The sequence below is a fragment of the Pseudomonas sp. PAMC 25886 genome, from assembly GCF_000242655.1.
Lineage (GTDB): Bacteria > Pseudomonadota > Gammaproteobacteria > Pseudomonadales > Pseudomonadaceae > Aquipseudomonas.
In genome coordinates this window covers 66982-86491 of the sequence record NZ_AHHC01000063.1, presented here as the reverse complement: position 1 = coordinate 86491, position 19510 = coordinate 66982, and the positions used below count along the sequence as shown (strand labels likewise).

Below are 19510 nucleotides of genomic sequence, written 5' to 3'. Positions count from 1 at the left end.
AACGAACGGCGTTAAAGGATGCGCAGGAACGAGCATGCTCGCTCCTGCAGAGGGCTGTGTGCGAGTGTCGCAGCCTTCTATGGCACCCGGCTATTATTTCTTCAGGCAGGTGCTCATAAAGGTTTTACGCGCATCGCCGGTCAGTGCCTGGGTTTTCGCCGTGGCGTTGCAGTCTTTCATCTTCTGCTGCTGTGGCGTGAGGGTCTTGGCGTCGTTGGCGGCCGGAGCGGCCTTGAGGCAAGTACTCATGAACGCCTTGCGCTCATCACCGGTTTTGCCACTGGTCTTGGCTTCGGCGTTGCACGTGGTCATTTTTTGTTGCTGAGCCGTCTGTGCGGCAGTCGCGGCAAAGCCTTGGGAACACAACAGCAGGCCCATCATCAACAGCGGAATACGCAGCATCTTCATGGAGTTTTCTCCCTGTTACCGTGCCGAGGGGCACGGCCTCCCCAGCAGTGTAGTCAAACCCTGTTACACCTTCCTACTGCGTATATTCGTTCGGCGGTACTGCTCCGGGGTACAGCCGGCCTGGCGCTGAAACATCGCGATAAACGCCGAGGCGGTGCTGTAGCCCAGGTCAAACGCCACTTCCTGCACGCTGCGGGGGCTGTCCAGCGCCTCGATGGCCGCCAGGAATCGCAGGCGCTGGCGCCATTCGCCGAAGCTCATCCCCAGGTCACGCGCAAATTGCCGGGCCAGGGTGCGTTCGCTGACATGCACCTGCTCCGCCCATTGGGCCAGCGCGCGGTTATCCCCGGGATCGGCTTGCATGCCCTCGAGCACACTGAGCAACCCGGGGCGGCTGGCGTACGGCAGGAAACAATCATGCACCGGCGCCTGCCTGAGCTGGTCGACCAACACTTGGGCCAGCCGTATATCGGCTTCACTCTCGGGAATATTGACATCACGGTCGGCGAAATCACTGAGGATCGCCTTGAGGATATCGCTGATGGCCAGGGTGCACGGCTGCGGCGGCAATTGCTCGCACAGCGCGGGCCCCAGGTACACCGAGCGGTAGACAATCGCCTGGGCGTTGTAGGAACTGTGTTGGGTGTTCGGGGGGATCCACACCGCGTATTGCGGCGGCGACATGAAGCGACTCCCGGCCACTTCAAAGCGCATCACGCCGCGGGCCGAGTAGTCCAGGGAACCCCAGGCATGCTGGTGCGCGCTGGCGTGGGTGTCAGCCTCGAACTCCGAATAACGGAAGTACACCGGGGACGGCAACTGGTCGAAATCGGGTAGGTTGATGTACTTCTTGAGCATGTTGTCTGGATACAAAGGTCGGATGGCTGGATCGAAGTATAGGCGTCGATCCAGACAAAGGATAATTACCCCTCATAGACGCAACTGGTTCTTCTCGATGCAATACGCTTATCCGTTATTGGCCATTTTTATCTGGGCCGGCAATACCGTGGTCAACAAACTCGCGGTAGGGACGATTTTCCCCGCCGAGATCGGCTTTTATCGCTGGCTGCTGGCCGGCCTGCTGTTTACCCCGTTCATGCTCAAGCCCGTCATCGCCAATTGGCCGCTGATTCGCCCTAATTTGGGCAAGATTTTCATCCTCGGCGTGCTGGGCATGGCGGTGTATCAGAGCCTGGCGTATTACGCCGCGAACCTGACCTCGGCCACCAACATGGGCATCATCCTCTCGTTGATGCCGCTGATGGCCCTCACCGCCGCAATCATCAGCCTCGGCCAGCGCCTGACCTTCGGCGCCCTCACCGGTGCCGTGCTGTCGTTCGCCGGTGTGGTGGTCGTCGTGTCGGCCGGCAGCCTCAGCGCCCTGCTGCAACACGGCCTGAACCTGGGTGACGCGATGATGCTGGTGGCCACCCTTGCCTACGCGGTCTACAGCACCCTGCTGAAAAAATGGCAGCTGCGGTTGCCGCCGCTGGTATTGCTGTATTTGCAGGTGCTGGTGGCGGTCGTGGTGCTGTTTCCGCTGTTCCTGTTCTCCGACAAGGCCGGCCTTGGCTGGTCGAACATCCCGCTGGTGCTGTATGCCTGCCTGTTGGCCTCGATGCTGGCGCCGTTGGCGTGGATGCACTCGGTGAAGACCCTGGGCCCGAGCCGTACCACGCTGTTTTTCAACCTGCTGCCGCTGATCACGGCGCTGATTGCGGCGGTGGTGCTGAAGGAGCAGTTGGCGATGTATCACCTGGTGGGTGGACTGCTGACGCTGGGCGGGGTGATTTTGTCGGAGCGTTGGACAACACCGGTCAGGCCAGGCTAAACCCCGGCCTCCTTCAGGCGCCGGGCATGCTCGACAAACAGCCGGATCGGCTCGGCGCCCTTGCCCACCAGTCCCAGGGACTGGTTGACGATGTCGAAGTGGTCCAGGGCGTAGTCATCGCCAATCACAGTGCCCAGATGCGAGCTGCAGCGGCCGACCATGCCGTCGCACTGGCCCTTCTCCCGCACAAAGGCTCTGGCGAACAACCGGCAACTGCGATTCGTCCCGTCCAGCAGGTTGCGGCCACGGTCCGTCTTGCCCGGTTGCAAGGTGCCGGACCAGGAGTAATAGCGCACGCCATTGACCTCCCCGGCGCCCTGCCCGCCCCAGGTGTCCGGGATGCCCTGGGGATACTGGCGATTGAACAAGGCCACGCCTTCGCTCGTCAGTGACTGGTGGGACGCATGAATGTCCGCCGCAAAACGCGGGCCGCGGTAGCCGGTTTCCAGCAGGCCCATCAGCACGCCGACCAGCCGCAGCAACACACTCAGGATACGCCCCCTGGCGCTGTGCGCCGGGTAATGGGTGTGGAAGTAATCCGCCAGTTCCGAGCCATGGTTGGGCCCGGCCACCGAGGTCACCGACGCCACCCAGTCCGGGCGTTTGGCCGCCGCATACCGCGCCGTCAGCGAGCCCTGGCTATGGCCGATCAGGTTGACCTTGTCGGCTCCGGTTTCCCGGCGAATCGTCTCGATCTGCGCCAGCAGCTGTTCGCCCCGCACCTCATTGGAATTGAGCGGAGCCACCTGTACCGCAAACACCTGCGCCCCGCCGGCACGCAGCGCCGGGACGATGCCGTACCAATACGGGTACAGCACCAGGCGCACAAACCCCAACATCCCCGGCACCAGCACCAGCGGATAACGTGTAGCCAATGACTGCGGCATGGAGCGAACGTCCTTGAAAGCGAGGCGATGGGCCCATCCTAGACCAGCCTCCGTGACCAAGCCATGACGCTACTTGAGGCCCACCACGCCGGCGACGATCAGCCCCACCGACACCAGCTTGATCAGCGTCAGGCTCTCCCCCAGCAACGCAAACCCGAGAAACACCGTGCCCAGCGAGCCAATCGCGGTCCAGATCGGGTAGGCGACGCTCACCGGCAACTCCCGCATGGCCAGGGTCAGGAAGTAGATCCCGCCCACGGCCGCGATGACGGTGATCAGCGATGGCCACAGCCGGGTGAAACCGTCGGCGTATTTCATGCTCATGGCAAAGGTCACCTCGAACCCGGCCGCAATCAGCAGGAAGAGCCAGGACACGTCAGAAGCTCCCTGCCAGGTCCCGCAACTGACCTTCGACCGCATCGCAGGAGCGGCGGAAAACGCTGGGGTCGGACTCTTCACCTTCAGCGGCAATCACCATGACGTCTTCGATGCCGATAAACCCCAACGCGGTTCGCAGGTGCGGGTCGGCGTGATTCATCGCCTCGTTTTCACCGCCCGGGCCAAAGCCGCTGCCGCCGCGACTGGTGATGATCAATGCCTTTTTGCCCAACAGCAAAGGCTTGTACTGGGCAATGCCCTGGCTGTCCTGGGTGATGTCCACCGTCAGCCCCATACGCACGATCTGGTCGATCCAGGCCTTGAGGCCGCTGGGAATCCCGAAGTTGTACATCGGCACGGAAATCACCAGCAGTTCATGCTCGACCAACTCGCGGACCAGCTCATTGCTCAGTTGCAAATCCGCGTGCATGGCCAGGGGCATGGACTGGGGTTCGGGGTGGAAGCTGGCGGCAATAAACGCTTCGCTGACATGGGGAATCGACGCGCGGCCGACTTCGCGGCGGGTCAGGTGCGCGTCCGGGTTGGCGGTGTGCCAGGCGGCCAGAAACACCTCCGCCAGGCGCCGGGAATGGGAACGTTCGCCACGGGGGCTGGAATGGATCGCAAGCATTTTTTTCATCTGTAAGCCTTCACGCGTTAGACTCGGGCAACCTGAATGGCGGCCTCTCTTGCGCACAAATCTAGAGCCGGGCCGCCAGCCTCACAAATGAGCAATAGTTGCTTTGGATGAAATCATTTCATCCATGGAGCCCCACATGTTTGCCTCGCTGCCCCTGACCGCCCTGCGTGCCTTTGAATCGGCCTCGCGCCTGCTGAGCTTCAAGGCCGCCGCCCAGGAGTTGTCGGTGACACCCACAGCGGTGTCCCACCAGATTCGCTCCCTGGAAACCTGGCTCGGCGTGCCATTGTTCGAGCGCCTGCCACGCCAGGTACGCCTGACAGAGTGTGGCGAGCGACTGTTCATCAGCCTGCATGGCGCACTGCTGGACGTAGCGCAAAGCGTCGACACCCTGCGCCCGCAGCGCAGCGCCGGCCATCTCACCTTGTCCACCACGCCCGCGTTCGCCGCCTTGTGGCTGGTGCCGCGACTGGGACGCTTCTATGCCGCTCACCCGAACATCAACCTGCGCCTGGACACCAACTGCGCCGTCGTGGACTTGCAGCAAGATGCCAGCGTCGATTTGGTAATCCGCTACAGCCTGGACGACTACGCGAACCTGCATGGCTTGTGTTTGTTCGACGAGTGTTTTGCGGTGTACGGCTCTCCCGAACAGGTCGCCCTGGCCAGCCAGCGCACCCCGACCTTGATCAGCGTGCGCTGGCACAACTCCAGGCTCTACGCCCTGGGCTGGCAGGCCTGGTGCGAAAAGGCCGGGGAACACTGGCTGCAATCCGCCTCGCCATTGCGCGAATACGATGAAGAACACTATGCCCTGCAAGCGGCGATTGCCGGCCAGGGCCTGGTGTTGGCGAGCAATATCCTGGTTTCGGAAAGCGTCACCAGTGGGCTGCTGGTGCCCTACCGGCCAGAGATCCGCGTCGACGGCGCCGGCTACAGCGCCCTGTGCGTACCGGGCCGCGAACGGCACCCGCCGGTCCGGGCGTTTTTTGAGTGGTTGCAGGAGGAAGCACGGCTGTCGGGGCACGCGTTGTAAAATCCGATAAAACTTTTTGCGTTGCCTGGGACTCACAACTTGGAGCGATCACGCCGGCAGAGCGTGGCGCAAAACCGGATTAGTACCAGGAGAATGAGATGACTGACTCACATTTGTCTGACGTAGCCACCTTACGTGAGCGCGCCCGCAAGAACGTCGAAAACGGTGCCGTAACCGAAGGCTATGACGCCGACCGCCAGGAAATCCTGCGCTTGCTCAACGAATCGCTGGCCACCGAGCTGGTGTGCGTGCTGCGCTACAAACGCCACTATTTCATGGCCAATGGCGTCAAGGCGCATGTCGCCGCCGAGGAATTCCTCGAACACGCCACCCAGGAAGCGGAACACGCCGACAAGCTGGCCGAGCGCATCGTGCAGCTGGGCGGCGAGCCGGAGTTCAACCCCGACCTGCTGTCGAAGAACTCCCACGCCCAGTACGTGGCCGGCAATACGCTGAAGGAAATGGTCTACGAAGACCTGGTCGCCGAGCGCATCGCGGTAGACAGCTATCGCGAGATCATTCAGTACATTGGCGATAAAGACCCGACCACCCGCCGGATCTTCGAAGACATCCTGGCCCAGGAAGAAGAACACGCCGACGACATGGCGGATATTCTGCAAGACCTGTAAGCAACCGCCGCACAAAAAAGGGGGAGCCAAATGGCTCCCCTTTTTTTAGCCTTTCACCGTCTTCGGTGCCTTGCCTTCCCTCATCTGTTGCAGCAACGGCGCACACTGGTTCGGCTCATCGCCGCTCGGCGCCACCAGCGCCAGCAAGCCCGCCGCTGGCCCGGCAATAACCCCCAGTGCAACCATGCCCGCGCCACGCAACATCAACGGCACGGCTTTCACCCCGGCATTGGGCTTGATAAACGGCCCGTTGACGTACAACGGCGAGCGCAGGGAGAACAGGCGGAAGCCCTTGGACTCTGGCGTGATGGTCAGGTCCAACTGCTCGCTGGCCATGTTCGCCGTGCCATCGATGTAGATGATGGCGTTCTCGGTATCGAACACAAACAAGCGAGTCGTCGCCAGGCCGGACTTGATGCCAAAGTCGGCGGCCGCGCAGTTGATCTTCACTTCCTTGTCGCCAAACAGGCGGCCGACCACGTAGTTGCCGACGTTAAGCCCGGCGATTTCCATCAGCCCGCGGCTGATGGCGCCGTCGTTGATCAACATCTTCAGATCGCCATTCGACGTTCCGAGCAACGCCGCAACGGAGTTGCCGCGCCCAGAAATGTCCGCGTCACCGTTGAGTTCACCAAAGCTGGTTTTCATCGGTTCGAAGGTTGGGAACAGCTGCTTGAGCTTGAAATTGCGCGCGGTGAGTTTGGCCTGGCCTTCCATCGGCGTGGTACGCCCGTTGAGGCGGATCTGCGCGTCTAGCTTGCCGCCCGCCACGCCGAAACGCAGGGGCTCGAGGCTCAACTGACCATCGTTCAGCACCAGGTGGGTGTAAAGGTCAGTGAACGGCAACTCGGCACTGTGAACGATGCGCTTGCCGGTGAATTCAACATCGGCATCCATGTCGCGCCAGCGCTCGGTGCGGAACTCTTCCACCGGCAGCACTTTGGTTGCCGGCTGCTTGCTTTCGCCGCCACGGGCTTTTTGCTTGGCGTTGGAATCGGCGCCAATCAATGGCGCGAGGTCAGTCATCAGCAGTTGGTTGGAGACCAACGCGCCCGTGAGCTTGGGCCGTGGCTGGCTGGCGACGTAACCGAGGTTGCCGTGGATATCACTGTTGCCGATCTTGCCGTTGAAGTTTTCATACTGGAACGACGCGCCGCTGGCTTCGTGCAGCTTGGCGATCAGGTGGCCGTCGGTGGAATAGGCCGGCGAATCCGGCAGCGTCACGCCGGTGAGCGGATACAGGTTGCCCAGGCTGCTGCCCGAGAGTTTGAGGCGCAGGTCGAGGGCGCCGAGGTTCATTGGGTCGGTCAGGGTGCCGGCCAGCGCGATGCTGGTGTCGCCGATCCTGGCCTGGGCTTGCAGCGGGAACGGCTTGGCCGCGTCCTGCAATGCCAGCAGGCCACCGATCTTGCCAGTGCCATCAAGTTTCTGGCCGTGGTATTGGCCTTTGACCTTGAGGCCGAACGCGTAGTCCTGCGGCGCCGAGCCTTTTTCCAATGCTTTCTTGGCATCGGCATCGCCGACGATTTCGCCGAAGGGAATCGGCTTGCCGAGCAAATCGATCACCACGTCGAGTTGGGTCTTGAGGGTTTGATCGTCGAGGGTCACGTGGCCTTTGTCGAAGCCGATCGCGCCGATGTCCACCACCCAGCTGGACGGTTCGGCGTCGGGGTCCTTGGGGTCGAACTTGAAGGTCCAGTTGGCGCGGCCGTCGGCCAGGCGCTGCAACTGTGCACTCGGTTCGGTGAGGTCGATCCGCGGGATCACCACGCGCTGGGCCAGCAACGCCAGGGGCGAAATGCGCAGCTCCACGCGTTTGAGGGTGACCATCTGCGGGGTTTTCGACCAGTCGGGGTTACCCAGGGTCAGGTCTTCGGCAATCACATGGGGCCACGGAACCCAGGCGCGCCAGCCGCCTTCATCGGGCTCGCGCTGCCACACCACCGCCAGGTTGCCGTTGATGGCAAAGGCGCGGTGCAGCTCTTCGGAGACCTTGGCATTGAGCGGCGGCTTAATCCGGTTCCAGTCAAAGAACACCAGGACCAACACCACGATGGCGATTAACAAAACGAAGCTGGCGCAGCTCCAGGCGAGAATTTTACGAGTGCGCGTCATTGCACAGGACTCCAGGTTACGACTGAGCGGGCGCCTTGCGGCGCACGTTTTGACTACAGCTTATATGGCTACGACTGACAAACGGCGCGGGGGTTTAACCCCATTGAAGAATTACCCGTAAAAACCGCGTTTCCTGACCAACTCGACAGTTTCCATCATCGACGGCGCACCGTTGTTACCCACGATCGTGTCGAAAATACCCACCACGGTGCAAAAGCGCGGGCTTGAGACCTGCGAGATAGAGCCCTCGCCGAGAACAATCAATTCTGTTGATTATTACCATTGTGTTTATGAACTTTTATATCGACTTATCAAGAGTAGCATTAGCCCTGTACCCAATTTATCGCCCTCCCAAGGAGCAACCCATCATGAAACGCCAATTACTCGCAAGCTTTGTACTTTCCGTCCTGGCCACCAGCGCATTTGCCCTGCCAGCGGCTGAACAGGCCACCCCACAAGTGAAAGCCGATGCCTCCCACGTTAGCCAAACCCTGGCGCGCAGCGGTGCTTCGGACAAGAACAACACCGACTACAACGGCAGCATCACTGAAAACGGTTCGGAACAAGCCAACAAACGCGCTTACACCGAAGGTGTTGCTGAAGGCGGCCGTGATCGTCTGGAACAGAAAGGCCTGGTTGAAGGCGGTGCTGATCGCCTGATGGAACGCAACGCTGTTGCCGAAGGTGGCCGTGATCGCCTGGAACAGAAAGGTCTGGTTGAAGACGGTTCGAGCCGTGCCAACAAACGCGCTTATGCCGACGGCGTAGCGGAAGGCGGTGCTGACCGTCTGCAAGAACTGCATCAAGCACAGAGCTAAGCCCGTGCTGGCCCTGGAAAAAAGCCCGATCACCCGATCGGGCTTTGACTTTGTGTGAACCGCAACGCCCTTCTCCCTTTTGAAGTTCGACGCTGGCAAAGCTGATTTGCTAGAGTGCGTCGCTGTCCTTGTCCACAAAGCCCGCCTGCCAATGCTGCCCCGTGCCGAACAGAAGCAACAGACCCGACTCGCCCTGATGGACGCAGCCCGCCATCTGATGGAGTGTGGCCGTGGGTTTGGCAGCCTGAGCCTGCGTGAAGTGGCCAAGACCGCCGGCATTGTGCCCACCGGTTTCTACCGTCACTTTGCCGATATGGATCAACTGGGCCTGGTATTGGTCAGTGAAGTCGGCCAGACCTTCCGCGCGACGATCCGCCTGGTGCGCCACAATGAATTCGTGATGGGCGGCATCATCGATGCCTCGGTGCGGATTTTCCTCGATGTGGTCGCCGCCAACCGTTCGCAATTCCTGTTCCTGGCCCGTGAGCAATACGGTGGCAGCCTTGCCGTTCGCCAAGCCATCGGCGCCTTGCGCGAAGACATCGCCAGCGACCTCGCCGCCGACCTGACCTTGATGCCCAAGCTCCAGCACCTGGATGCCGACGGCTTGCACGTGATGGCCGACCTGATCGTCAAGAGCGTGTTCGCCACCCTGCCCGACATCATTGACCCGCCCGCCGAAGCGCTGCCGTCCCATCTCACGCCCCAGGCCAAGATCACCCAGCAACTGCGCTTCATCTTTATCGGCCTCAAGCATTGGCAAGGCCTGGGCAGCACCGAATAACTCAGCGCACGGCGTGAAACCGCTTGGCGGTGGTGTAGTTCCTGCTCCAGTAACGGTTGGCCAGCGAATCGATGCGCACACTTTTGCCCGTACGTGGCGAGTGAATGAACTTGCCTTCGTCTATATAAAGGCCGACATGGCTGACCTGGCCACGCCCATTCCCCCTGAAAAACACCGCATCACCCGGTTGCAGTGCATCGCGCTTGACCGTGGCTGCCGTTGAGCGGTGCATCGCAGCGGTGGTGCGTGGCAGATGAATATTGGCTTCGGTCTTGAACAGGTACACCAGGAAACTGCTGCAATCGAAACCCTGGGCCACTGACGTCCCGCCCATCCTGTAAGGGGTGCCCAACAGAGAATGGGCGCGATCAATCACGCTGGTGATGGAAGATGATGCCTCCAGTGAGATCGGGCGCTGGAGGTTGGCCGAGGCGGATGAAATGGCCAACGACAGGCTGACAATCAGTAAACAGAAAAATGACTTGTACATGGTGGAAACCGCTGTGGATTAAATACGGAGCGGAATCCTAATGAAGCAGCACGTAATCCAATGAACTCCGAATCCTTTAACTGCGTGGGAAAAATCCGAAACAATTCGATTTCCATAAAGATGAAAGAAATTTCACGCGCCGCTTACTGCATTTCAACGCCGAACGCCCGAATCCAGTGCTATAAATCCCGTCACGCACCAAAATGAAACATTTTGGAATAATTTCCTGCGCCATCAGGTGGCACAAGCCGCCTGCCTACAGGGAATTCCCACTCCCCGCGTGGTTGGCAAGACCCTTGCTCTAGCTTGCTTATCGCTCATAGCTGGAAGCTTTCTGATGCTGGTGATCCACCGCCGAATCGCCCCCGAACCCGTCTGGGCCGCTGAGTTGCTGCTGAACTTCGAAGCCCGCAGCAAAAGCCGCTTGCGCTGTTTCAGTGCCGACGGAGAAGACGTCGGCCTGTTTCTGGAGCGCGGCCAACCGCCGCTGCACGATGGCGAATTCCTACAGGCCGAAGACGGACGTGTCGTACGCGTGTGTGCCCGCCCTGAACACCTGCTGCACGTCACCTGCAGCAGTGCCTTCGAACTGACCCGTGCCGCCTATCACCTGGGCAACCGGCACGTGGCCCTGCAAGTGGGTGACGGCTGGCTGCGCCTGCTCGATGACTACGTGCTCAAGGCCATGCTCGAGCAGTTGGGCGCGACGACCGAAACCATCGAAGCGCCGTTCCAGCCGGAACACGGCGCCTATGGCGGCGGCCATCATCATTCCCGCCATGGCGACGAAGACTTCAACTACCCGCCCAAGCTGCACCAGTTCGGCGTACGTCTATGAACCCAGCTTGGGCGCTGTTGCGTCTGGCCAGTCCGCAGCTGCCGATTGGTGGCTACAGCTATTCCCAGGGCCTGGAAATGGCCGTGGAGCAAGCGCGCGTGACCGACCCGGCGAGTGCCGGACGCTGGATCAGCGATCAACTGCTGTTCAATTTGGCGCGCTTCGAGGCGCCGCTGTTGCTCGCGCACTGCAAGGCCGCAGCCGAAGAAGACTGGCCGCGCCTCGCGCAGTTGTGTGAAGAGCACCGCGCCAGCCGCGAAACCCGCGAGCTGTATCAGGAAAGCCGGCAGATGGGTTATTCCCTGGCACAACTGCTCAACGGCTTGCCGGAGCTGGACGCCGCCGCTCGGGATTTTCTGGCGCAACGCGGCGAACCTCATCTCGCACTCGGCTGGGCGCTGGCCGCCCGCGCCTGGCAGATCAGCCCCGACGACGCCCTGGCCGCCTGGCTGTGGAGCTGGCTGGAAAACCAGCTGGCAGTGCTGATGAAAACCCTGCCCCTGGGCCAGCAAGCCGCCCAGCGCCTGACCAGTGAACTGCTGCCGCTGCTGCAACAGGCTCAGCAGGATGCCAGCCAACTCGACCCCAATCACTACGGCAGCGCCGCGTTCGGCCTGTCCCTGGCGTGCATGGCCCATGAGCGCCAGTACAGCCGCCTGTTCCGTTCCTAGGAGAAGCATATGAACACACAACCCCTGCGCGTCGGCATCGGCGGCCCGGTCGGCTCCGGCAAGACCGCGCTGACCCTGGCCTTGTGCCTGGCCCTGCGCGACCGCTACAACCTGGCGGTGGTCACCAACGATATTTATACCCGCGAAGACGCCGACTTCCTGGTGCGCAACCAGGCCCTGGCGCCCGAGCGCATCATCGGCGTGGAAACCGGCGGCTGCCCGCACACCGCAATTCGCGAAGACGCCTCGATCAACCTCGAAGCCGTGGACCAACTCAACCGGCGCTTTCCCGGCCTGGACCTGATCCTGGTGGAATCCGGCGGCGACAACCTGTCGGCCACCTTCAGCCCGGAACTGTCGGACCTGACCATCTACGTGATCGATGTGTCCGCTGGCGACAAGCTGCCACGCAAGGGCGGCCCGGGGATCTGCAAATCCGACCTGCTGGTGATCAACAAGATCGACCTGGCACCACTGGTGGGCGCGTCCCTGGAGCTGATGAACAGCGACACCCAGCGCATGCGCGCAGGCAAACCCTTTGTCTTCAGCAATCAGAAAACCGGCGTCGGCCTGGAAGAAATCGTCGCCTTCATCGAACGCCAGGGCTTGCTGACCGCAGCCTGACCACCCCCAACAAGGAGCTTGTCCATGCGCCTCAATACACTTCTCGCCGCCGCAGCGTTGCTGCTCACCCCCGCCCTCGCCTTCGCCCACCCCGGCCATGGCGACAACGGCCTGGTGGCCGGTATCAGCCACCCGCTGGGCGGCATTGACCACTTGCTGGCGATGGTCGCCGTGGGCCTGTGGGCCGCCCAGCAAAAAGGCGCGGCGCGCTGGGCGCTGCCGTGCACCTTCGTCGGCACCATGTTGATCGGCGGAATGCTGGGTTTTGAAGGCCTGGCATTGCCGGCGCTGGAAAGCGGGATTGCCGCATCGGTGCTGGCGCTGGGTCTGGCGGTGGCGCTGGCAGTGCGTCCGCCGTTGTTTGTGGCGGTTGCAGCGACGGCGCTGTTTGCGCTGTTCCATGGCGTCGCTCACGGTTTGGAGCTGCCGGACATGTCCAGCCCTTGGGCATATGCGGTCGGGTTCGTCGGTGCGACGGCGGTTCTGCATGCGGCGGGATATGCCGTGGTGCGCTTCCTGCCGGCGGCCGCAGCGCCGCTGGTGCGGGTGGCCGGGGCGGCTTCGGCGGCGACTGGGGTTTGGTTGCTCGCTGCCTGAGATTTACGGCGTTTCCAATGGCCTCATCGCGGGCAAGCCCGGCTCCCACAGGAGTACTCATTCAACTGTGGGAGCCGGGCTTGCCCGCGATGACGGACTCACAGCCACCACCTCCCTCAAGCCTGATACCATGTCGCGCAAACACCCCTGCCGTGACGACGCCAGCCGATGCCCATCGCTCCAAGCTCCGCCCTCAAGCCTCAATTGACCGCTGTGTTGACGCACTTCCACGACCTGATCGTGCCGCTCTGGCAAGGCCCGGGCTGGAATGCCGACCTGGCGCTGCCGTATGAAGCCCTGGACGCCGACCACCGGCCTTTGCCGCCGCAACGCTATCGCGCCATGGCCTGCGCCCGGCAGTTGTACCTGTTCGCCAGCCTGATCGGCGAGCCCGGTGCAGCCTTTGCCGAGGAGCGCGCCGCCGCGCTGTTCCGGTCCCTGCAACGGCACTTCCACGACGCCGAACACGGCGGCTGGTTCTACAGCATCGACGCCCACGGCAAGCCGCTGGATAAACGCAAAGACCTCTACACCCACGCCTTCATCATCTTCGCCTGTGCCCACTATTGGGCCAAGGTGCGCGAGTCCTTGGTGGAGTCGGTACTCGATGCGGCCCTGGAAGTGGTCGCCGAACGCTTCGCCACCGGCGACGGCCTGTACGAAGCGGTGCTGGAGCGTAACTGGTCATCCCTCAAGTCCGGCCCGCTGCAAAACCCGCTGATGCACCTCGCCGAAGGTTTCCTCGCCACCCTGGCCGTGCGTGAAGACGCCGTGACGCAAGACGCATTGCTGGACCTGGCCAACGCCATGCAGAAGCGCTTCATCGACCGCCAGCACGGCGTGATGATGGAAAAACCCCTGGGCGCTGTGGATAACTGGTTTGAGCCGGGGCACCAGTTCGAATGGTTCTTCCTGCTGGAGTCTTCAGACTTGCTGCGCGGCACGCCGCTGCACGCCTCTCTGAACAAAGCGTTCACCTATGCCGAGCAGAAGGGTGTGGATAACGCGACGGGCGCGGTCAGCGGCATGCTGGCCCTGGACGGCAGCGTACGCGACGGCACCCAGCGTATCTGGGCCCAGGCCGAATACCTGCGGGCGCTGACCTTGCGGCCCAACAGTGAAGTCGTGCTGCAACGCCAATTGCTGGCGCTGCAACAGCGCTTCCTGCACGACAAAGGCTGGAATGAATGCCTGGATGCCAAAGGGCAAGTCAGCCGACGGGACATGCCGTCAACCACGCCCTACCACTTGGCCACGTGCTACCTGGGCCTTACGCAATCCATTTGCGGTCCCCGGTAAAGCTGATCGTCAGCCAGCGCGCCGCGTCAGGCTTGCCAAGCCCTGTGGATATCTCTTCGCGCAGCCCGTCCAGGGTGGCGACGTTATCCACCGGGTAATCCGCCGGCAACACCACATGAATCTCGATAAACCGCGCCCGCCCGTGCTTCTGCACGTAGGACACATAGTCGTCGAAACCATGTTTGGCCTGGGCCGCGTCCATCACTTCGCGCACTGTGCCGTCCAGTTGGTCCGGCACAATCCCCAGCACGTCCCGTAGCGCCGGGCGCAGGATCTTGAAGGCCGGTGCCAGCATGCTCAACGCCAGCAGGATCAGGATCAACGGGTCGACATACACCGCCCACTGCCCGTAGCCCTGGGACTTGAGCAACAGCGCCGCCAGGAAGCTCACCAGCAGCCCCACCGACAGCATCGCGTCCACCAGCCAACTGATGTTGTCGAACTGGATCAGCGACGATTTGAGCGTGCGGTTGCGATAGCGCACATAGAAGAAATAGGCGAACTCGACGACGGTAAACACCGCCGCGTAGATGATCACCAGGCCCAGCTCGATATCGCGACCGCCATTGATAATGCCGAACACACCGTTGAGAAACGCGTAGATGGCGATCAACAGCAAAAAGCTGCCTTCGATCAGCAGCACCATGGGTTCCAGGTGCCAGTAGCCGAACTGGAAGCGTTCGTTGCTTTTCTTGGCGATCAGCTTGGCCGTGATCAGCATCAACACCTTGATGGCGGTGGCGATCAGCGAGAAAAAGCCGTCGAATAAAATCGATTGGGCGCCCGACACCACACCCGTGACAATCCCGGCGATCGCGACCGCGAACATCAGAATCGTCGATTGTTTGAGCAGCGACTGCTCACCTCGGTTACTCACATATCCTCCTGTCAAAACCTTAAAACCGCACAACGCGGCGGGGTTTTCAGGGGTGGAGTGTACCTTATGTCCTGTTTTGGCCGATTTGCCGTATTTTCCAGGCTGACAAAAACCCTGTGGCGAGGGAGCTTGCTCCCGCTGGGGCGCGGAGCGGCCCTGGCTTTTTTGGGGCCGCTTCACAGCCCGGCGGGAGCAAGCTCCCTCGCCACAAAAGCTCGCCGTACTTAGCCCTTGGCGCCACGCTCAATCGCAAACCCGGCCCAGGTCTGGCTCACCGGCATCAGCTCCAGGCGGTTGATGTTCACGTGCGCCGGGGTGTTCAGCACCCAGAAGATCGTGTCCGCAATGTCCTGCGGCTGGATCGGCTCGGCACCGGCATAAGTCGCGTCATAACGCGCCTGGTCACCGGCAAAGCGCACCAGGGAGAACTCGCTTTCGCACAGGCCCGGCTCGATGTTGGTCACACGCACGCCGGTGCCTTGCAGGTCGCACCGCAGGTTCAGCGAGAACTGTTTGACGAAGGCCTTGGTGCCGCCATACACATGGCTGCCCGGGTACGGGTAGCTGCCGGCGATAGAACCGAGGTTGATGATGCCGGCGCCACGGCCATGGGCGATCAGGCGCGGCAACAGCAGGCTGGTGGTGGTCAGCAGGCCCTTGATGTTGGTGTCGACCATGGTTTCCCAATCGTCGAGGCTGCACTTGGGCGCAGGGTCAGTGCCCACTGCCAGGCCGGCGTTGTTGATCAGCCCGCGCAGCGTGGCGAAGGACGGCGGCAGGTTGGCGATCGCCTCTTCCATGGCCTTGCGGTCACGTACGTCCACCACCAGGCCGTGCACTTCGGTCTGCTTGGAAAGCTCGGCACACAGGGCGTTCAGACGCTCTGCGCGGCGGCCGGTGAGCACCAGTTTCCAGCCGGCTTCGGCAAAACGCCGGGCACAGGCTTCGCCAAAACCTGAGGTCGCGCCAGTAATAAACAGCGTATTGGACATGGTGTTCTCCTTGCAGGGCTACGAGGTAAAAAATCAGCCAGCAGAATGCCCGGCTGCCGGGCTGGCGGCAACTGATACACGCTGTGGGGAGAGGTGAACGCCTCTCATGTTGTACGAAATTCAACCAATCACTTGAAACCCATACGGGCCGTGGCGTGCAGCCATGTGCGCGCACGTTATCCACAGCCCCGTCCACAGTCTTTGGGGGCAAGTGCAAAAGCTGAAAGCCGCGGTATACAAGGCTTTCAGCGCGATTCAAAAAGTTTTTTGCTTGACCTGAGCCAAGCCCTATGTAGCCCGGTTCAAAACGGTGCAACCAGGACGATGGCTCCAGGCCAGTCATTCCGGCCCCTGCGGCAGTCTTTCCAGAGTTTAGTCACAGACTTATCCACAGGATGGAATGACATATTCCGGTCATATACCTGTGTCTTTAAACAGGTTGACAAACCATTCGGGTAGTCGCGAAAAAACCGCTGATCAAAAAACAACCACCACGCTGCAAACCACGAAAACAAAGGCCTCCAGCCAGCTACTCCCACGTTACCCACAGCCGGTTCCACAGTGGTTGGGGACAAGTCAAAACTGTGACAAAACAGGGATTTGCGGCGGCTATATGTCGCGCTTTGGCAGGTGCCTGGATTTGTTGTCCACAATTTCGGAAAAGCACTGTGGATAGCCAAAAACAAGTGTGGGAGCCGAAGCTCCCACACAGGTATTACCGCTGGATCAGCAATCAATGCCCGCCCAGATAAGCGTTACGCACCTCCTCATTCACCAGCAGCTCCTTGCCGGTGCCTGTGAGGCGAATCTCGCCGTTGACCATCACGTATGCCCGGTCCGACAAGCGCAACGCATGGTTGGCGTTCTGCTCCACCAGGAAGATGGTCATGCCGGTGGACGCCAGCTCCCGCAGCGTGGCGAAGATCTGCTTCACCACAATCGGCGCCAGCCCCAGGCTCGGCTCGTCCAGCAGCAACAGCTTGGGCCGGCTCATCAGTGCACGGGCGATGGCGAGCATTTGCTGTTCGCCACCGGACATGGTCATCGCCCGCTGGTTACGCCGCTCCTTGAGCCGCGGGAACAGCTCGAACATGCGCTGCATGTCCTCGGTGGCGAACTTGTCGCCAATCGGGATGGTGCCCATCAACAGGTTTTCCTCGACGGTCATGTCGGGGAACACCCGCCGGCCTTCCGGCGACTGCGCAATACCGTTGGAGGCGATGTAGTGGGACGACTTGTGGGTAATGTCCACGCCGCGGTAGATGATCTGCCCCGACTCGGCCCGTGGCTGGCCGAAGATCGACATCAGCAGCGTGGATTTACCCGCGCCGTTGGAGCCGATCAGGCTGACGGTTTCGCCTTCGTTGATGTGCAGCGAGACTTTCTTCAAGGCCTGGATCGGGCCGTAGAACACGTCCAGGTCTTTCAGTTCGAGGATTGGTTCACTCATACCAGCTCCTCTTCATCAGCGCCCAGGTAAGCCGCGATCACTTTAGGGTCGTTACGGATCGCTTCCGGGCCGCCTTCCGCAATGACATTGCCGTGGTCCAGCACCACGATGTGGTCGGAAATACTCATCACCATGCCCATGTCGTGTTCGATCAGCACCACCGTCAGGTCGTGTTCGTCCCGCAGCAGGCGAATCATCGCGCTGAGGGCTTCGGTTTCCTGGGGGTTGAGGCCGGCAGCCGGTTCGTCGAGGCATATGATCTGCGGCCGGGTGCACATGGCGCGGGCGATTTCCAGGCGGCGTTGTTGGCCGTAGGACAGCTCGCCGGCCAGGCGGTTGGCACAGTCCACCAGGTCCACCACTTCCAGCCAGTAGAACGCATGGTCGAGGGCGTCGCTTTCAGCCTTGCGGTAGCCCTTGGTGTTGAGGATACCCGCGAGCATGTTGCGGTTGACCCACATGTGCTGGGCCACCAGCAGGTTCTCCACCACCGACATTTCCTTGAACAGGCGAATGTTCTGGAAGGTACGCGCCAGGCCTGCACGGTTCACCAGGTGAGTGCCGCCGAACATCTTGTAGAACACCCGGCTGAAGAAGCTTTTCGGTGAGACAAAATCGGTGGCCTTGAAGCGCTCGCCGAGTAACTGGATCACGTTGGTCTGCTTGCCGCGCACATTGAGTTCGATCTTGCCGCCGGAGGCTTTGTAAAAACCGGTCAGGCAGTTGAACACCGTGGTCTTGCCGGCACCGTTGGGGCCGATCAGGGCGAAGATCGAGTTGCGTTCGACCTTGAGGCTCACATCGCTCAAGGCCTTGATGCCACCGAAGTGCATCATCAGGTGCTCAACGGAAAGGACGACTTCCTTGCTCATGGCGCCACTCCTTTACGTGGGACGACACCGGTACGGCTGATGCGAATCAGGCCTCGTGGTCGCCAGATCATCATCACCACCATCAACACGCCGAACAGCAGCACACGGTATTCAGAGAAGCTGCGCAGCAACTCGGGCGCCACGGTCAACACGAACGCGGCAATCACCACGCCGACGGTGGAGCCCATGCCGCCCAACACCACGATGGCGAGGATCAGCGCCGACTCGAAGAAAGTGAACGACGACGGGTTGACGAAGCCCTGGTAGCTGGCGAAAAACACCCCGGCCAAACCGGCAGTGGAAGCGCCAATGGTGAATGCCGAGAGCTTCACCAGCACGTGATTGAGGCCCATGGAACGGCAAGCGATTTCATCTTCGCGCAAGGCTTCCCAGGCGCGGCCCACCGGCATGCGAGTCAGGCGGTGCTTGATGTACAGCACCAGCAGCACCACCAGGAACAGCACGATGTAGATGAACAGGAATTTGAAGTTGGCGTTGTAGTCGATGCCGAAGAACTCGTGGAACGGCACCCCGCCATCCTTCGCCTTGCGCACAAACTCCAGGCCGAAAAACGTCGGCGACGGCACCGGCATGCCGTTCGGGCCACCGGTAAACGACAGCCAGTTGTTCAGCACCAGGCGGATGATTTCACCGAAGCCCAGGGTCACGATCGCCAGGTAATCGCCGTGCATTCGCAGCACCGGGAACCCGAGTATGCACCCCGCCAACGCGGCACAGATGGCCGCCAACGGCAGCACCGACCAGAAGCCCAGACCGAGGTATTGATAACCCAGCGCCAGCCCATAGGCACCAATGGCATAGAACGCCACGTAGCCCAGGTCGAGCAGCCCGGCCAGGCCCACCACGATGTTCAGGCCCAGGCCCAGCAACACGTAGATCAGCCCGAGGATCACCACGGTCAGCAGGTATTTGTTGGCGAAGAACGGGAAGACGATGGCAATCACGATCAACGCCGGGATGATCCAGCGCAGGCGCGATTTGTAGTCCGGCTTGAGCACGTGCACACCGGAACCGGTGCTCTCAAACCCCTGCAGAATCCGCAGGCCCTTGGGGGTTTGCAGGAACAGGCTCATGGCGAATCGGCCGACCATCACAATGGCCACCAGGATGCCGACACGCGCCGGTTCCAGGTTGAAGCTGTAGCCGTCGAGGACCACGCCGACGATCGGACCGAACACGATCAGCGAAATCAGCCCGGCGAGTACCGCATCGACGACACTTTTCTTGATATCGATAGAGTAGGCAGCAGACAT

22 protein-coding genes are annotated in these 19510 nt (G+C 61.3%); 10 read left to right on the top strand and 12 right to left on the bottom strand.

Annotated features, from left to right (window positions below; all coding sequences use genetic code 11):
- Positions 1-93 precede the first annotated feature (93 nt).
- On the bottom strand, positions 94-408 hold the full coding sequence (locus MUM_RS0121495) for a PsiF family protein (RefSeq protein ID WP_010173948.1): 315 nt from the start codon (positions 406-408) through the stop codon (positions 94-96).
- Between the two features lie 63 nt (positions 409-471).
- The gene (locus MUM_RS0121490) at positions 472-1266 is read right to left on the bottom strand and encodes an AraC family transcriptional regulator (RefSeq protein WP_010173947.1); all 795 of its coding nucleotides are present in this window, start codon (positions 1264-1266) and stop codon (positions 472-474) included.
- A 97-nt stretch (positions 1267-1363) separates the two neighbouring features.
- On the opposite strand from MUM_RS0121490, the gene MUM_RS0121485 reads away from it, so the two are divergent.
- Positions 1364-2239, top strand: a complete 876-nt coding sequence (locus MUM_RS0121485) for a DMT family transporter (protein ID WP_010173945.1) — start codon at positions 1364-1366, stop codon at positions 2237-2239.
- On the opposite strand, the gene MUM_RS0121480 is transcribed toward MUM_RS0121485, so the two are convergent.
- The 3 genes from MUM_RS0121480 to MUM_RS0121470 all read right to left on the bottom strand — a co-directional run bounded on the left by MUM_RS0121480 (position 2236) and on the right by MUM_RS0121470 (position 4144).
- Positions 2236-3126 carry an esterase/lipase family protein gene (locus tag MUM_RS0121480; RefSeq protein ID WP_010173943.1) on the bottom strand — a complete coding sequence of 297 codons (891 nt, stop codon included), beginning with the start codon at positions 3124-3126 and terminating at the stop codon, positions 2236-2238. The two genes, MUM_RS0121485 and MUM_RS0121480, sit on opposite strands and share 4 nt — an antisense overlap.
- Before the next feature lie 69 nt (positions 3127-3195).
- On the bottom strand, positions 3196-3501 hold the full coding sequence (locus MUM_RS0121475) for a DMT family transporter (protein WP_010173940.1): 306 nt from the start codon (positions 3499-3501) through the stop codon (positions 3196-3198).
- Between the two features lies 1 nt (position 3502).
- A complete protein-coding gene (locus MUM_RS0121470; RefSeq protein WP_010173938.1) occupies positions 3503-4144 on the bottom strand; it encodes an FMN-dependent NADH-azoreductase in 642 nt (213 codons plus the stop codon).
- Positions 4145-4268: 124 nt separating this feature from the next.
- On the opposite strand from MUM_RS0121470, the gene MUM_RS0121465 reads away from it, so the two are divergent.
- The gene (locus MUM_RS0121465; protein WP_177325009.1) at positions 4269-5180 is read left to right on the top strand and encodes a LysR substrate-binding domain-containing protein; all 912 of its coding nucleotides are present in this window, start codon (positions 4269-4271) and stop codon (positions 5178-5180) included.
- Between the two features lie 98 nt (positions 5181-5278).
- Positions 5279-5809 (top strand): ferritin-like domain-containing protein, encoded by a 531-nt coding sequence (locus MUM_RS0121460; protein ID WP_010173935.1) that lies wholly within the window; start codon positions 5279-5281, stop codon positions 5807-5809.
- A 45-nt stretch (positions 5810-5854) separates the two neighbouring features.
- Here MUM_RS0121460 and MUM_RS0121455 read toward each other — a convergent pair whose 3' ends face one another.
- On the bottom strand, positions 5855-7924 hold the full coding sequence (locus tag MUM_RS0121455) for an AsmA family protein (protein ID WP_010173933.1): 2070 nt from the start codon (positions 7922-7924) through the stop codon (positions 5855-5857).
- A gap of 368 nt (positions 7925-8292) precedes the next feature.
- On the opposite strand from MUM_RS0121455, the gene MUM_RS0121450 reads away from it, so the two are divergent.
- Positions 8293-8742 carry a hypothetical protein gene (locus MUM_RS0121450; protein WP_010173932.1) on the top strand — a complete coding sequence of 150 codons (450 nt, stop codon included), beginning with the start codon at positions 8293-8295 and terminating at the stop codon, positions 8740-8742.
- Positions 8743-8893: 151 nt separating this feature from the next.
- On the top strand, positions 8894-9526 hold the full coding sequence (locus MUM_RS0121445) for a TetR family transcriptional regulator (RefSeq protein ID WP_010173930.1): 633 nt from the start codon (positions 8894-8896) through the stop codon (positions 9524-9526).
- A 1-nt stretch (position 9527) separates the two neighbouring features.
- Here the strand turns inward: MUM_RS0121445 and MUM_RS0121440 are convergent, their stop codons facing one another.
- On the bottom strand, positions 9528-10016 hold the full coding sequence (locus MUM_RS0121440; protein WP_010173928.1) for a C40 family peptidase: 489 nt from the start codon (positions 10014-10016) through the stop codon (positions 9528-9530).
- A gap of 337 nt (positions 10017-10353) precedes the next feature.
- Between MUM_RS0121440 and ureE the strand changes: the two genes are divergently transcribed.
- From ureE to MUM_RS0121415, 5 genes are all read left to right on the top strand, one after another.
- The gene (gene ureE, locus MUM_RS0121435) at positions 10354-10854 is read left to right on the top strand and encodes an urease accessory protein UreE (protein ID WP_010173926.1); all 501 of its coding nucleotides are present in this window, start codon (positions 10354-10356) and stop codon (positions 10852-10854) included.
- On the top strand, positions 10851-11525 hold the full coding sequence (locus MUM_RS0121430; RefSeq protein WP_010173925.1) for an urease accessory protein UreF: 675 nt from the start codon (positions 10851-10853) through the stop codon (positions 11523-11525). The genes ureE and MUM_RS0121430 overlap by 4 nt, the downstream gene beginning before the upstream one ends.
- Positions 11526-11534: 9 nt before the next feature.
- Entirely contained in the window at positions 11535-12149 is a 615-nt protein-coding gene (ureG, locus tag MUM_RS0121425) for an urease accessory protein UreG (protein WP_010173923.1), read from the top strand.
- A gap of 24 nt (positions 12150-12173) precedes the next feature.
- A complete protein-coding gene (locus MUM_RS0121420) occupies positions 12174-12746 on the top strand; it encodes a HupE/UreJ family protein (protein ID WP_010173921.1) in 573 nt (190 codons plus the stop codon).
- A gap of 168 nt (positions 12747-12914) precedes the next feature.
- Entirely contained in the window at positions 12915-14045 is a 1131-nt protein-coding gene (locus MUM_RS0121415) for an AGE family epimerase/isomerase (protein WP_010173918.1), read from the top strand.
- Here MUM_RS0121415 and MUM_RS0121410 read toward each other — a convergent pair.
- The 5 genes from MUM_RS0121410 to livM all read right to left on the bottom strand — a co-directional run bounded on the left by MUM_RS0121410 (position 14017) and on the right by livM (position 19510).
- A complete protein-coding gene (locus MUM_RS0121410) occupies positions 14017-14922 on the bottom strand; it encodes a cation diffusion facilitator family transporter (protein ID WP_010173916.1) in 906 nt (301 codons plus the stop codon). The two genes, MUM_RS0121415 and MUM_RS0121410, sit on opposite strands and share 29 nt — an antisense overlap.
- A 224-nt stretch (positions 14923-15146) precedes the next feature.
- On the bottom strand, positions 15147-15914 hold the full coding sequence (locus MUM_RS0121405; RefSeq protein WP_010173913.1) for an SDR family oxidoreductase: 768 nt from the start codon (positions 15912-15914) through the stop codon (positions 15147-15149).
- Positions 15915-16647: 733 nt separating this feature from the next.
- Positions 16648-17364 (bottom strand): ABC transporter ATP-binding protein, encoded by a 717-nt coding sequence (locus tag MUM_RS0121400; RefSeq protein ID WP_010173912.1) that lies wholly within the window; start codon positions 17362-17364, stop codon positions 16648-16650.
- Positions 17361-18236 carry an ABC transporter ATP-binding protein gene (locus tag MUM_RS0121395; RefSeq protein ID WP_010173909.1) on the bottom strand — a complete coding sequence of 292 codons (876 nt, stop codon included), beginning with the start codon at positions 18234-18236 and terminating at the stop codon, positions 17361-17363. The genes MUM_RS0121400 and MUM_RS0121395 overlap by 4 nt, the downstream gene beginning before the upstream one ends.
- Positions 18233-19510, bottom strand: a complete 1278-nt coding sequence (livM, locus tag MUM_RS0121390) for a high-affinity branched-chain amino acid ABC transporter permease LivM (protein WP_010173907.1) — start codon at positions 19508-19510, stop codon at positions 18233-18235. Before livM ends, MUM_RS0121395 begins: the two co-directional genes overlap by 4 nt.

Excerpts from the sequence above, each read along its gene's own strand:
- MUM_RS0121455 (WP_010173933.1), bottom strand. The coding sequence starts at position 7,924 with ATGACGCGCACTCGTAAAATTCTCGCCTGGAGCTGCGCCAGCTTCGTT.
- MUM_RS0121415 (WP_010173918.1), top strand. The coding sequence starts at position 12,915 with ATGCCCATCGCTCCAAGCTCCGCCCTCAAGCCTCAATTGACCGCTGTG.
- MUM_RS0121480 (WP_010173943.1), bottom strand. The coding sequence starts at position 3,126 with ATGCCGCAGTCATTGGCTACACGTTATCCGCTGGTGCTGGTGCCGGGG.
- MUM_RS0121405 (WP_010173913.1), bottom strand. The coding sequence starts at position 15,914 with ATGTCCAATACGCTGTTTATTACTGGCGCGACCTCAGGTTTTGGCGAA.
- MUM_RS0121470 (WP_010173938.1), bottom strand. The coding sequence starts at position 4,144 with ATGAAAAAAATGCTTGCGATCCATTCCAGCCCCCGTGGCGAACGTTCC.
- MUM_RS0121490 (WP_010173947.1), bottom strand. The coding sequence starts at position 1,266 with ATGCTCAAGAAGTACATCAACCTACCCGATTTCGACCAGTTGCCGTCC.
- MUM_RS0121420 (WP_010173921.1), top strand. The coding sequence starts at position 12,174 with ATGCGCCTCAATACACTTCTCGCCGCCGCAGCGTTGCTGCTCACCCCC.
- MUM_RS0121400 (WP_010173912.1), bottom strand. The coding sequence starts at position 17,364 with ATGAGTGAACCAATCCTCGAACTGAAAGACCTGGACGTGTTCTACGGC.
- MUM_RS0121495 (WP_010173948.1), bottom strand. The coding sequence starts at position 408 with ATGAAGATGCTGCGTATTCCGCTGTTGATGATGGGCCTGCTGTTGTGT.
- MUM_RS0121445 (WP_010173930.1), top strand. The coding sequence starts at position 8,894 with ATGCTGCCCCGTGCCGAACAGAAGCAACAGACCCGACTCGCCCTGATG.
- MUM_RS0121395 (WP_010173909.1), bottom strand. The coding sequence starts at position 18,236 with ATGAGCAAGGAAGTCGTCCTTTCCGTTGAGCACCTGATGATGCACTTC.
- MUM_RS0121460 (WP_010173935.1), top strand. The coding sequence starts at position 5,279 with ATGACTGACTCACATTTGTCTGACGTAGCCACCTTACGTGAGCGCGCC.
- livM (WP_010173907.1), bottom strand. The coding sequence starts at position 19,510 with ATGTCTGCTGCCTACTCTATCGATATCAAGAAAAGTGTCGTCGATGCG.
- MUM_RS0121430 (WP_010173925.1), top strand. The coding sequence starts at position 10,851 with ATGAACCCAGCTTGGGCGCTGTTGCGTCTGGCCAGTCCGCAGCTGCCG.
- MUM_RS0121465 (WP_177325009.1), top strand. The coding sequence starts at position 4,269 with ATGGAGCCCCACATGTTTGCCTCGCTGCCCCTGACCGCCCTGCGTGCC.
- ureE (WP_010173926.1), top strand. The coding sequence starts at position 10,354 with ATGCTGGTGATCCACCGCCGAATCGCCCCCGAACCCGTCTGGGCCGCT.
- MUM_RS0121450 (WP_010173932.1), top strand. The coding sequence starts at position 8,293 with ATGAAACGCCAATTACTCGCAAGCTTTGTACTTTCCGTCCTGGCCACC.
- ureG (WP_010173923.1), top strand. The coding sequence starts at position 11,535 with ATGAACACACAACCCCTGCGCGTCGGCATCGGCGGCCCGGTCGGCTCC.
- MUM_RS0121440 (WP_010173928.1), bottom strand. The coding sequence starts at position 10,016 with ATGTACAAGTCATTTTTCTGTTTACTGATTGTCAGCCTGTCGTTGGCC.
- MUM_RS0121485 (WP_010173945.1), top strand. The coding sequence starts at position 1,364 with ATGCAATACGCTTATCCGTTATTGGCCATTTTTATCTGGGCCGGCAAT.